At 30.5% G+C, this 12,472-nt stretch carries 12 protein-coding genes; 7 read left to right on the top strand and 5 right to left on the bottom strand.

All coding sequences use genetic code 11. From position 1 onward, the window contains the following. Positions 1-6 precede the first annotated feature (6 nt). Complete coding sequence (lon, locus tag AAH949_RS06685) at positions 7-2,382, top strand: endopeptidase La (protein ID WP_348518310.1); 2,376 nt, start codon at positions 7-9, stop codon at positions 2,380-2,382. 9 nt (positions 2,383-2,391) lie between these two features. Here lon and AAH949_RS06680 read toward each other — a convergent pair whose 3' ends face one another. Beyond that, positions 2,392-3,765, bottom strand: coding sequence for a methyl-accepting chemotaxis protein (locus AAH949_RS06680; protein WP_348518309.1), 1,374 nt, complete (start codon positions 3,763-3,765; stop codon positions 2,392-2,394). An 11-nt stretch (positions 3,766-3,776) separates the two neighbouring features. Further along, positions 3,777-4,271, bottom strand: coding sequence for a PAS domain-containing protein (locus AAH949_RS06675; protein WP_134238088.1), 495 nt, complete (start codon positions 4,269-4,271; stop codon positions 3,777-3,779). Between the two features lie 121 nt (positions 4,272-4,392). Here AAH949_RS06675 and AAH949_RS06670 point away from each other — a divergent pair, with 121 nt between their 5' ends. From AAH949_RS06670 to mnmH, 6 genes are read left to right on the top strand one after another with little or no spacing between them, the layout of a single operon-like run. Continuing rightward, on the top strand, positions 4,393-5,082 hold the full coding sequence (locus AAH949_RS06670; RefSeq protein WP_348519149.1) for a methyltransferase: 690 nt from the start codon (positions 4,393-4,395) through the stop codon (positions 5,080-5,082). Further along, complete coding sequence (locus tag AAH949_RS06665; protein ID WP_348518308.1) at positions 5,072-5,440, top strand: YkgJ family cysteine cluster protein; 369 nt, start codon at positions 5,072-5,074, stop codon at positions 5,438-5,440. The genes AAH949_RS06670 and AAH949_RS06665 overlap by 11 nt, the downstream gene beginning before the upstream one ends. Then, the gene (locus AAH949_RS06660) at positions 5,419-6,699 is read left to right on the top strand and encodes an ATP-dependent nuclease subunit B (RefSeq protein ID WP_348518307.1); all 1,281 of its coding nucleotides are present in this window, start codon (positions 5,419-5,421) and stop codon (positions 6,697-6,699) included. The genes AAH949_RS06665 and AAH949_RS06660 overlap by 22 nt, the downstream gene beginning before the upstream one ends. After that, positions 6,696-7,478: an indole-3-glycerol phosphate synthase TrpC gene (gene trpC / locus AAH949_RS06655; RefSeq protein WP_348518306.1), complete on the top strand. Its 783-nt coding sequence runs from the start codon at positions 6,696-6,698 to the stop codon at positions 7,476-7,478. The genes AAH949_RS06660 and trpC overlap by 4 nt, the downstream gene beginning before the upstream one ends. Positions 7,479-7,480: 2 nt before the next feature. Beyond that, the gene (locus tag AAH949_RS06650; protein WP_348518305.1) at positions 7,481-7,972 is read left to right on the top strand and encodes an HIT domain-containing protein; all 492 of its coding nucleotides are present in this window, start codon (positions 7,481-7,483) and stop codon (positions 7,970-7,972) included. Then, a complete protein-coding gene (mnmH, locus tag AAH949_RS06645; protein ID WP_348518304.1) occupies positions 7,966-8,970 on the top strand; it encodes a tRNA 2-selenouridine(34) synthase MnmH in 1,005 nt (334 codons plus the stop codon). The genes AAH949_RS06650 and mnmH overlap by 7 nt, the downstream gene beginning before the upstream one ends. Positions 8,971-8,979: 9 nt before the next feature. Here the strand turns inward: mnmH and AAH949_RS06640 are convergent, their stop codons facing one another. The 3 genes from AAH949_RS06640 to AAH949_RS06630 are packed head-to-tail and all read right to left on the bottom strand — an operon-like array spanning position 8,980 to position 12,451. Further along, the gene (locus AAH949_RS06640; protein WP_348518303.1) at positions 8,980-10,503 is read right to left on the bottom strand and encodes an inorganic phosphate transporter; all 1,524 of its coding nucleotides are present in this window, start codon (positions 10,501-10,503) and stop codon (positions 8,980-8,982) included. A 21-nt stretch (positions 10,504-10,524) separates the two neighbouring features. Beyond that, the gene (gene pdxA / locus AAH949_RS06635) at positions 10,525-11,685 is read right to left on the bottom strand and encodes a 4-hydroxythreonine-4-phosphate dehydrogenase (protein WP_348518302.1); all 1,161 of its coding nucleotides are present in this window, start codon (positions 11,683-11,685) and stop codon (positions 10,525-10,527) included. Continuing rightward, positions 11,675-12,451 (bottom strand): pyridoxine 5'-phosphate synthase, encoded by a 777-nt coding sequence (locus tag AAH949_RS06630; protein ID WP_348518301.1) that lies wholly within the window; start codon positions 12,449-12,451, stop codon positions 11,675-11,677. Before AAH949_RS06630 ends, pdxA begins: the two co-directional genes overlap by 11 nt. Between the last annotated feature and the right edge of the window lie 21 nt (positions 12,452-12,472).

Genomic DNA, 12,472 nt, shown 5'->3' with positions numbered 1-12,472 from the left:
AAAATAATGCAAGTTGAAGAAATGCAAAATTATCCAGCACAGCTTCCTGTGTTGGTTGAAGATGAATTATTTTTATACCCTTTTATGATTACTCCTATTTTTTTGAGCGATGTTCAAAATATTAAGGCTTTGGAATTAGCTCTTAAAAATGACACAATGATTTTTGTTGCTCCATCTAAATTTGAAGGTGCTAGAACTTTTGATGAAATTTATGATTGTGGAGTTGTAGGCAGCATAATGCGTAAAGTTCCTCTTCCTGATGGCAGGATAAAAATTCTTTTTCAAGGTTATTCAAAGGCTAAAATTGTAGAAAGAATTTCACAAAAACCTTTAGTGGCTAGTGTGGATCTTATTGTCCATAATGAATTAAGTGCTGTTAAAAATGAAGCTTTGCTTGGTGTATTAAAAGAAAAAGTTCGTGCTTTGGCTGGAATAAGCCATTATTTTTCGCCAGATCTTTTAAGAACCATTGAAGAAGGCTTAGATGGAGCTCGAATTTGTGATTTGATTTTAAATACTATACATGTTAAGAAACAAGTTGCCTATGAATTCTTTATAGAAAACGATCTTGAGAAAAAATTTCTAAGACTTATTGGTTTAATTAGTGATGAAATAGAAGCCAATAAATTACAAAAAGAAATTAAAAGCAAGGTGCATTCTAAAATCGATCAAGCTAATAAAGAATATTTTTTAAAAGAACAATTAAAGCAAATTCAAAAAGAACTTGGTTCAGATATACAAAAAGACAATGAAACCAAAGAATATTATAAAAAACTTGAAGCTAAGAAAAAGTTTATGCATGAAGATGCCTATAGAGAGATTAAGAAACAAATTGAAAAATTTGAACGGATTCATCAAGATAATTCTGAAGCTTCTATGCTTCAAACTTACATTGAAGTTGCATTGGATGTTCCTTTTGAAAATTTAGCAAAGAAGAAACTAAGCATTAAGGAAGTTTCAAAGCAATTAAATGCTGATCATTATGCGCTTAATAAGCCAAAAGAACGTATTGAAGAATATTTCGCGGTTCGTGAATTATTAGAAAAAAGAAAGGTTGAAGACAAAGAAGGCGCCAAGGTTATTTTGTGCCTTTATGGTCCTCCTGGAGTGGGAAAAACTTCTTTGGCAAATTCTGTAGCAAAAGCTTTAAAGCGAGAACTTATACGCATTGCGCTTGGCGGACTTGAAGATGTTAATGAATTGCGTGGACATCGACGAACTTATATTGGCGCAATGCCTGGACGCATTATTCAAGGACTTATTGAAGCAAAACAAATCAACCCTGTTGTTGTTTTAGATGAGATAGATAAAATTAACCGTAGTTTTAAGGGTGATCCGAGTGCAGTTCTTTTAGAAATTCTTGATCCTGAGCAAAATTCTAAATTCAGAGATTATTATTTAAATTTTAATGTAGATTTAAGTAAGGTAATTTTCATAGCAACGGCTAATGATATTAGCAATATTCCTGCGCCTTTAAGAGATAGGATGGAATTTATAGAATTAAGTTCTTATACTCCTAGTGAGAAATTTCAAATTGCAAAGAATTATCTTATTCCAAGCGAAATGAAAAAACATGGTTTAAAAAATACCGAACTTAGTATTTCTAAGAATGCTATTGAATTAATAATCAGTGATTATACTAGAGAGTCAGGAGTGAGAAATTTAAGAAGAAAATTTGCTGAGCTTTGTAGAAAAAGTGCAAAAGAAATTTTGCTTGATAGTAGTAAAAAAATTACTATCAATACTAAAAATCTTAACCAGTTTTTAGATAAAAAAGTCTATGAAATTCAAAAACAAGATAAAATAGATAGGGTAGGACAAGTTAATGGTTTAGCTTGGACTGCGGTGGGCGGAGATGTTTTAAAAATTGAAATTATCAAAAACAAAGGAAAAGGTGAATTATTATTAACGGGAAGTTTGGGTGATGTGATGAAAGAGTCTGCGCGCATTGCTTTGAGCGTGATTAAGGTTTTAATTGATGGGGGTAAATTACTTATCCCTAAAAAACTCACAAAGGATAGTAAAAGCAGTATTTATGAGCAATATAATTTGCATCTTCATGTTCCAGATGGAGCTACGCCAAAAGATGGCCCAAGTGCAGGTATCACTATGTGTGTTGCTATAGCTTCGATTTTTAGTGAGAAAAAAGTACATTCCAATGTTGCTATGACAGGAGAGGTAGATTTAATAGGTAGAGTTTTACCAATTGGTGGATTGAAAGAAAAATTGATTGCTGCGTATAAAGCAGGGATAGAATGTGCCTTAATTCCAAGAAAAAATTATGAGAGAGATTTAAAAGAAATTCCTGATGAGGTTAAGGATAATATTAAAATTGTACCAGTAGATACTATTGATGAGGTTTTAAAGCACTCTTTAATATAGAGAGTGCTTTTAGATTTTTAATTTTTCTAAAATTTGAGAGCTTTTTTGTTCTAAGGCGCTAATATCTGTTACAATCTCATCATAGATCTTTTGATCGATATGATTTTGAGAGAGTTCTAAAGCCTTATAAGCGTTATTTTTTATAAATTCCTTACTTTCTTCTAATTCTTCGCTATTGACTAGCTCAAGGATAACATTTTTACTTTCTTCATTTATGCTCAGTTTTGAAATAGGATCAAGTTCTTTTATGTGTTCCATTTGTCCGTTATTTAAGCTAAGATAAATATTTGATTTATATAAAATATGATCAATTTTTGTTGCAGAAAGTATGAGTTTTTTTGCAAAAACTAAGAAATTATCCCCTAAAGAAATGCTGTTATTTTCTAAATGCTTGAAAGCTGTGCTGAAATTTGTGATTTTGGCTTCTGAATCGCTTACTATGTTAAGCACCCTTGTGCTTCCTGCTTGAATATTATCAAAGTCTTGCTGCATGGTTTGAATAGCAATAGATATTTCGCTTGTTGATTTTTGGGTTCTTTCTGCTAGTTTGCGCACTTCATCGGCAACCACTGCAAAGCCTCTTCCATATTCTCCTGCACGAGCTGCTTCAATGGCAGCATTTAATGCCAAAAGATTTGTTTGATCGGCAATATCTCTAATAACTTCTACTACAGAAGTAATATTTTGAGAATTTGAAACAAAGGCTTGAATGCTTTCGTTGCTTGAGTTTGTTACTTCCATTAAAGAGCTGATAGATTCTTTAAGTGCATTAACTTCAGAGCCATTTTCTGCGGCTACTTGAGCAATTGAATTAACAACATTATGAACATTTTTCATAAATTTAATATCTTCATTTAAGGAATTAGAAATTTGTTCTAAATCTTTGTTTTGATTATTTAAACTTAAATCCATTAGGGTTTTCGATAAGGCATTTTTAAAGACCGATTTGGTTGTATTTTCTATATTTCCTAAGGCTTCATTAATAAATTTTATATTGCTAGAAAAAATTCCTTTTAAGCCTTTAGATAAAGCTTTGCGGTAAAAATGATGTTTTTGAGAACATTCAATGGAGGTATTAATTTCCCTTAAATAAGCTTCTAGACTATCTATTGTATTATTGAGATTGTCGCAAATTTTTGCCAATTTTTGATTTTTCATTGAGGTATAAACCACGCGTCCATCAAAATTACCATTTTTTAATTCTTGTGAAAGTTCAAGCAGCAAGTTAAGATTTTTTTCATTTTCATCATAGAGAAAATAAATAAAACCTAGCACACAAAGAGAAAATACAAAGAATATTAAAGAGTAATATTCTTTTGCAACAATTCCAATGATAAGAGCTAAAATGTTTAAAAAAATTCCAAAATACAATGTTTTTTTCATTTAATCTCCTTTTATTTTAAACCTTGAAGTTCAAATATAAGCTGATTGTAGCTTATATTATATGAAGCTATAAAGTCTTGAAGTTTTTTATAGCTTGCTTGCAAGCCATCTTTTTGTTCGCATTCAACTAAGTTTTTGTAAAGCTCACTTATAGTTTTTAAAGCGTCTTTATTAGGTGCTCTTCTTACGGAATAGCAATTTATTGCTTCGCCTTTTTCATTCAAAGATACTGTGATATTGGCAAAAACCCAGTAATAATCTCCGCTTTTTGTTTTATTTTTTACAAAGGCAAAAATTTCATTTTTGTTTTTGATATATTCCCACAATAATTTAAAAACCGCTTTTGGCATATCAGGATGACGTACGATATTATGAGGTTTATAAAGAACTTCTTTCATGGAATATCCAGCATATTTTAAGAAGTCATCATTGGCATAGATAATATTGCCTTTCAGATCTGTTTTAGATGTAATAAGTATATCTTCATTAACAATAATTTCTTTCATAGCTTAAATACCTTTTTTGAGTTGTTACTTTTTGGAAATAATAGTATAATTTTCTAAAAGTTTTAATTAAAAATATATTTTGCAAAAAATTATTAATTTTATAGGATAAAAAGTGCAAATAATGCGTTTTAAACAGTTGAAAAATGGTTATCGTTATAATAGTGATTCTATGATTTTGCTTGATTTTGCATCAAAACAAAAGCCCAAGATGGAAGTGTTGGATGTGGGTTGTGGCTGCGGTATTGTGGGTATAGGGCTTAAAAAAAAATATCCAAATATTAATCTTGATTTACTTGATATTCAAGAATGCAATATTACTCTTTGTGAAGAGAATTTAAAATTAAATTCTATAAATGCTAAGATTTTTTTATGTGATTTTAAAGATTTTGATACAGAAAAAAAATATGATTTTATTGTTTCAAATCCACCTTTTTATAGATATGGAGCCCAAAAAGGCGAAAATACTCATCAAAATATTAGTAAATTTGCAGATAATTTAAAATTAGAAGACTTTATTGCCCGTGCAAATTCTTTATTAAAACCCAGAGGAAAATTGTGTTTTTGTTATGAAAGTCTAGCCATTGAAGAAATCGCCTGTTTGTTAAAAAAGTATAAAATCAAGCTTACAGCTTTACAGTTTATTCACACTCGAAAAGATCAAAAGGCAAGATTGCTTATGATTTTGGCTCAGAAAAGTTCAAAAAATTTTTGTGAAATTTTGGAGCCTTTTATTGTGTATGAAGATAATGTGTTTAGCCAGCAAATGCTTCAAGTGTATAATGAATTTAAGGTTGAAAGTGATGATTTATAAACAAGGTTTTGATTTTTCTTTTGATGAGAATGCTTGCGAAAAATGTGGAGGAAAGTGTTGCATTGGTGAAAGTGGCAATATTTTTGCAAATAAAGATGAGCTAGAAGCAATTGCAAAATTTTTAAATTTAAATTTTGAAGATTTTAAGCAAGGATTTTTAAGAAAAATTGGATTAAAATACAGTTTTCAAGAAGTGCGATTTGAAGAAGGCTTTGCTTGTATTTTTTTTGATCAAAATCGAAGGAAATGTAGTATTTATGAGTTAAGGCCTAGTCAATGTCGAACTTTTCCCTTTTGGGAATATTTTAAAAAAAATAAAAAGGAATTACAAAAAGAATGTATCGGGGTTTGTTTTTAGTTTTTTTCGGATTGTTTTTTGCAGCTTGTGGAGTACAAAAAAATGTTGTAGAGTATAAACCGGTTGAGGTGAATAAAAATGCGGATTTAAATTTTCGTGTAATGAAGGCTTTGAATGATGAGTATTTTATGAAATACACACAAGCTAGAGATGAGTATTTAAGACTTTTTGAAGAAAGTAAGCAGAGTGCTTTTTTGGAAAAAGCTTTTTTGCTTACTTTGCTTAATAATCTTGATAATAAAGAGGAAATAAGTGTTTTAGCTAAAGAATATATGAATCAAAATATAGCACTTAAAAAACTTGTTGTGCTCTATAATTTGCAAATCAATGATTTAGAGCAAGCACAAAATTTATTAAAAGAAGTTTTGCAAATCCAAAAAGATGCAAAGAACTATGAACTATTAGGTGATATTTTAATGCAGCAGCAAAAAATCACAGAGGCTTTTGGATTTTATGAAATGGCTTATAAGATCAATATTAGCGAAGAGTTGGTTTTAAAGATGACAAGAGCTAGTATATTATCAAAACAAACAAATCAAGCTAGAATGTGGCTTGAAGATTTTAGAAATAAAAAAGGCTGCACTTTAAAAACTTGTATTTTACTTGTAAAAATTTATAATGATGCTAAAGAATATAATGGGCTTGAAAAAATTTATTTAGATCTGTATGAAATAAGTAAAAATCAAACTTTTTTATATGCGATTTTAGAGCTTTTTGATACGCAAAAACAATACCAAAAAGCTTTGGATTTGGCTTTGAAATTTGATTTAAAGCCTGATATGATTGTGTATTTTTATCAAAATTTAAAGCAATATGATAATGCTTTTAAGTTGTGCTTAAAACTTTATCAAAAAACTCAAAATAAGTCATATTTATTGCAAGCTGCAGTAATGGAATTTGAAGATGCTATGGAGAAAAAACAGGTCAATAAAAATGTTTTAGAATCAGTCAGTAAAAAATTCGAACAAGCTTTAGATGAAAATACTGAAGCTTTATATTTAAATTATTATGGTTATATGCTGATTGATTATAATTTAGATGTAAATAAGGGCATAGAATTAGTTATTAAGGCTTTAAATGCAGAGCCTGATAATTTATATTATCTTGATTCTTTATCGTGGGGATATTATAAGCAAAATAAGTGCTCTAAGGCATGGGATGTAATGACAAAAACTTTACACGATAAAGAATTTTCTGCTTCCAATGAGAGCAAAAGACATATTCGAGCTATACAAAAATGTCTAAAGAGTAAAAAATGATTTTGGATGATATTTTTAAAAAAACAAAAGAAGAGCTTGAAATTCGCAAAAAACTTTTACCTTACGATATGTTGGGTAGATCTTTAGCTTCAAATCCCTTCTTTCCAAAAGATGTAAAAAAGGCTTTGAGGCGAGTTGATAAAGAGATGAAAATTATCGCTGAGGTAAAAAAAGCCAGCCCTAGTAAAGGCGTGATTAGAGAAAATTTTGATCCTTTAAATATAGCTTTAAATTATGAAAAAAACAAAGCTGTTGCTATTTCTGTTTTAACAGAGCCGCATTTTTTTAAAGGTTCATTGGAAAATTTAAGCTTAATACGCCGTTATACTCAAGTTCCTTTGCTTAGAAAGGATTTTATTTTTGATGAATATCAAATTTTAGAGGCTTTGGTATATGGAGCAGATTTTGTGCTTTTAATTGCAAAAATGTTAAGCATGAAAGAACTTAAAAAATTGCTTGAATTTGCAAGACATGTGGGGCTTGAAGCCTTAGTAGAAATTCACGATAAAGAAGATTTAAGTAAGGCTATTTTTGCAGGAGCGGATATTATAGGCATTAATCACCGAAATCTTAATGATTTTTCCATGCATATGGACCTTTGTGAAAAATTAATTCCTCAAATTCCAAATTCTAAAATTATCATTGCAGAAAGTGGTCTAGAGGATAAGGAATTTTTAAAACATTTGCAAGATATAGGAGTGGATGCTTTTTTGATCGGGGAGTATTTTATGCGTCAAGCTGATGAGGGTAAAGCACTTTTAAATTTGATAAAGGATTAAACATGCAGTATTTACACGCGCCGTGGAGAAGTGAATATTTTAAAAGCAAAAACAATGATTTGTGTCCTTTTTGCTCGGTCAGTAAAGAGCTAGATAAAGATGAGGAACGCGGAGTAATTTTTAGAAAAAAATATTGCTTTGGGATAATGAATCTTTATCCTTATAGTCCTGGTCATTTCATGGTTATTCCTTACGAGCATTTGGAAAATATTGAAGATTTAAGCGAGGAAGCTTGGCAAGAAATTTCATCTATGGTAAGGTTTGGGGTAAAGATTTTAAAACAGACTTTGCACGCAAAAGGTGTTAATATTGGTATGAATTTAGGCGAACAAGCAGGAGCAGGGATTGCTCCACATTGCCATTATCATTTAGTACCGCGTTGGGCTGGTGATACAAATTTTATTACAACTATTGCACAGACAAGGGTTTGCGGTAAGGATTTAGGAAAAATTTATTTACAAATCAAACAAGCTTATAAAGAATATTTGTGCTAAGTGATAGTGATTTTTTGGAATTTAAAAAGCATCAATTTGATCTTTTGATCGATGCAAGAAGTCCTAATGAATTTCATCATTCGCATTTGCCTAATGCTTTAAATTTTTATGCCTTAAACAATTTAGAGCATCAAGAGGTAGGAATTTTATATCGAAAAAATCAAGCTTTAGCCAAGTCAAAAGGCGCACAGTATATTTGTGCAAATATGGCAAAACATATTCCGAAATTAACTAAGCATTTTCACATTGGATCTAAGATAGGAATTTACTGCGCTCATGGAGGATTACGTTCTAAGTCTATCGCGGTGATTTTAAGTGAGCTTGGTTATAGGGTAGTCCGTTTAAAAGGAGGATTTAAAGCATATAGAGCTTTTTTAAATGAAAGTTTTGTTCAACCTTTATATTTTGATTTATTTTCTCTTTGCGGCAATACAGGAAGTGGCAAAACCGAGCTTTTAAGGCTTCTACCTAATGCGATTGATTTAGAAAAAATGGCTAATCACTTAGGTTCTTCTTTTGGTGATATTTTAGGAGATCAGCCTACTCAAAAAGCTTTTGAAGCTAGGTTGTTTGAACAAATTTCAAAAATTAAACAATATGCTTTTATAGAAAGCGAGAGTCGTAAAATTGGCAATATTATTTTGCCTTTAAAACTATATGAAAGTATGTGTAATGCCTATAAAATTCATTGTTTTTGTTCTTTGGAAAATCGCATTATGCGCATAGAACATTTTTATAAAGCAAGAATAAATGAGGCTAAATTTCAAGAATGCATAAGACGCATCAGTCCTTATATCAGTATGAATTTTCGCTTAGATTTATTGCAGGCTTATAAAAAAGAACAATGGCAAAAATTAATAGCCATGCTTTTAGAATATTATGATAAGGTTTATAAAAAACCAAGTAGAGTTGATTTTAAACTTGATACCAATGATATTACAAAAGCTAAAAATGAACTTTTGGCTTTTGTTAAAGAAAAGATGAAATTAAAAATTTAACTAGGAAAATTAGATTCCTAGAATAAATTTAAATACCATAAAAACAAAAGCGGCCATCAAGCCAGCAGCTGGCAAGGTAATTACCCATGCTAAACCTATAGGTTTCATCATGCTCCAATTAGCATTTTTGTTATAAAAACCTATGCCTAAAATTGCACCGATTAAAATATGTGTTGAGCTAACAGGAATTCCAAGTTGAGTGGCTAAAAGTATAACTATGCTAGCACCAAGTTCTGCGCTAAAACCTGTTGTTGGCTTGATTTCTGCAAGTTTTGAACCCACTGTTGCAATAACTTCTTTACCTAGAAACCAAAGTCCAATAACCAAAGATACCCCAAACATAATAAGAACAGCTAAAGGAACTGGAGAAGTAGGATTTATGGTTTGATTTTTTAATACATCCAAGATTGCAGCAAAAGGTCCTAAGGCATTTGCAATATCATTAGCGCCGTGAGAAAAAGCAAAGCTCGAAGCGGTAAAAATTTGAAACCAAGAAAAAATTCTGTCTATGGTTTTATTTAATTCTGTTTTTTTAACAATTTTAATAATGGCATAAGTAACAATATAAGTAATAGTGCCTATAATAAAAATTATCCAAGTATTTTGCACTATGTCTAAGGTACTCACCTTATTAAGGCCTTTAAATAAAAACATCGAAGCAATAATCATTGCTCCGACGCATCCTACAACAGGAATGTGTTTTCTTAAAGCTGAAAAGGCATCAATATTTCTTTCTTTTTCTTTAAATTCCTTAAGTTTGTTTTTGTAAAAACTTTGGGTTTCATCCTCGTCTAGAACAATGGCACTTAATTCTTGAATTTGTTCTTCGTATGTTTTTTGTTTAAGATTATTAAAATATTGATCTTTGAAATATTTTTTATTTTTTTTAAAAATTCTTAAAGTGTCATCAATGATTTCTGAAGGCTTAAGTATGTTTTTATGAATGTAAGAATAAATCAAGTAGGCAACTATTCCGCCTAAAAGAGGAGAAATAATCCAGCTTAGAATGATTTTTATAATCTCATTCCAATTGACCATTTGTAAAGTTTGTGCACCGCTGAATTGAAATATTCCCATCATAATACTAGCTCCAACTATACCTCCAACTATACTATGTGTGGTTGAAACAGGTAAGCCTTTTTTTGTAGCAACAAATATCCAAACTCCTGAACTAAGCAACGCTGAAAGCATAATGATGACAAATAGCATTGGGTTTAAGTCATTTGGAAAAACAACAATGCCACTGCGTATAGTTTTAGTAACTTCGCCACCAGCAAATATTGCTCCGCTTAATTCAAAAACCGCTGCGATGATTAGAGCTTGTTTGATAGTAACGGTTTTTGCGCCAACACTTGTGCCAAAAGAATTTGCAACATCGTTACCCCCAATATTAAACGCCATAAAAATCCCAAATACCCCCGCTAAAGCAAAAAGCAATAGGTAATTTCCGCTGATATAATTATAACCCCATATAGAAAAGCAAACTACGCTGATAACAAAAACAAACAATGCAATAAGATTATCTTTTGACAAAATAAAGCCTTTAAATAAATTTCAGTTTTCCATTATATAGTTTTTCTTCTTAAGTTTGGCAAATTTCACAGCTGATTTAACCGCTTGAATGTAACTTTGAATATTTATTTTTTTATTTTTATAAGCGATATCAAAGGCAGTTCCATGATCAACACTTGTGCGAATAATTGGCAAATTTAAGCTAATATTAACACTATTTTCAAAATACAAAGCCTTTAAGGGAGCAAGTGCTAAATCATGATACATGCAAACAAGTCGGTTGCATCTTTTTAGGGAATTTTTTGTAAATGCGGTATCGCTTACCAAAGGATAGGGGATAAAAAATTCTTTTTTTGTAAATTTTTTGCAAAGTTCTTGTCTTAGTTTTTTGTTTTCTAAAAATAATTCAAATTTTGGTTTTAAGTCTATCTTATAGGTTTTTAAAAAATTGCTTTGTTCTTCTTTAGGTGAAAATAAAAAATTCAAATACGCATTGCTAAATTTTATGGCTTTTGTGATGATAATTTCTTCTTTTCCGCCTATGGCACCATAATCTCCAGCATGGGGATTAAAACCCAAAACACCTATTTTTTTAAAACGCGTTTGTAGATAAAAATCACATAAAAAACGGCCAAGTTGTTTAAATTCAATGCAAGAACTAACTTCTTTTAAGGGGATATGTTCGCTAAATAGTCCTACATAAAGTTTTTCACATCCAAGCATCATAATGGCATTTTTTTTATAAAAAGCCCTTAGAGCATCGGTATGGCCTTTGAAATTTAAATCAGCCAATTGCCAAGCTTTTTTATGGATAGGTAGAGTCACTAGACCATGAGCTAAATTAGAATTTACAAAATTACAGGCCGCTTGAAAGCTTAAAAAAGAATACATCCCGCTCTTTGCATCAATTTTGCCTGCTTGGATATTAAAATTACTATTGACTTTAGAAATTAAAGGACTATGAAATGAAAGCAAATATGACTTTTTATCCTTTTTTAAAGAAATATCTTTTGCATTTTCAAAACTTACAAGTCTGAGTTTTTTGGTTTTTAAATTCAGCTTTTTACAGGCTCGATAGTATAAATTTTCATGGATAAAATAATAAGGTGTGCAAAATTTGGAAATTTTTTTATGCGCTCTTAAAAGAATTTCAATGCCAATGCCGTTTAGATCTCCAATGCTAATGGCAATTTTAGTTTTCATTAATTAAGGCTTTCATTTCTAAAATTGCACGCTCTAAGCCTACAAAAATAGATCTTGCTACAATACTTTGCCCAATATTAAGCTCGCAAATTTCAGTAATTTGTGTGATGTATTTTACATTTTTATAATTTAGCCCATGTCCTGCGGCAACTTTAAGCTTCAACTCATGGGCTAATTTAGCACTATTTGCTAGCTTTTCAAGTTCTAATTTGAATTTTTCTTCTAATTGTGTGCGAGGCAAATCAAGCTCTTTTATTGCATAAGGTGTTTTTAAAATATTGCTAAATAAAGCATTATATAAATTGGCAAAATGTCCTGTGTGAAGTTCGATAAAATCAGCACCCAAATAAGATGCTTTTTTTACATCTTCTAAATTTGGATCAATGAAAAGGGAAAGTTCTATTTTTTGTTGTTTTAATTTTTTAATAGCGGTTTTAAGCTTTGCATTTTCAAGGTTTAATCCACCTTCGGTAGTAAGTTCTTCTCTTTTTTCTGGAACTAAAGTAATTCTATGGGGTTTAAATTTGCAGGCAAGCTCTATCATCTTTTCATCACTGGAGCATTCTAAATTAACTATATTTTTGCAAAAATTTAAAATATTTTCTAAATCTTTTTCATTGGTATGGCGTCTGTCTTCTCTAACATGAAGTGTGATTTGATCACATAAATTTGCACAAAGCAAAGCCGCTTCTAATACATTGGGATCATCTACTTTTCTTGCTTCTCTTAAAACTGCAATATGATCTATATTTACCCCTAAAAGCATTTAAACATCCTTGAAATATTT

The sequence above is a fragment of the Campylobacter sp. CCS1377 genome, from assembly GCF_040008265.1.
In the GTDB taxonomy this organism is placed as follows: domain Bacteria; phylum Campylobacterota; class Campylobacteria; order Campylobacterales; family Campylobacteraceae; genus Campylobacter_D.
This window is presented reverse-complemented; position numbering and strand designations above follow the sequence as displayed.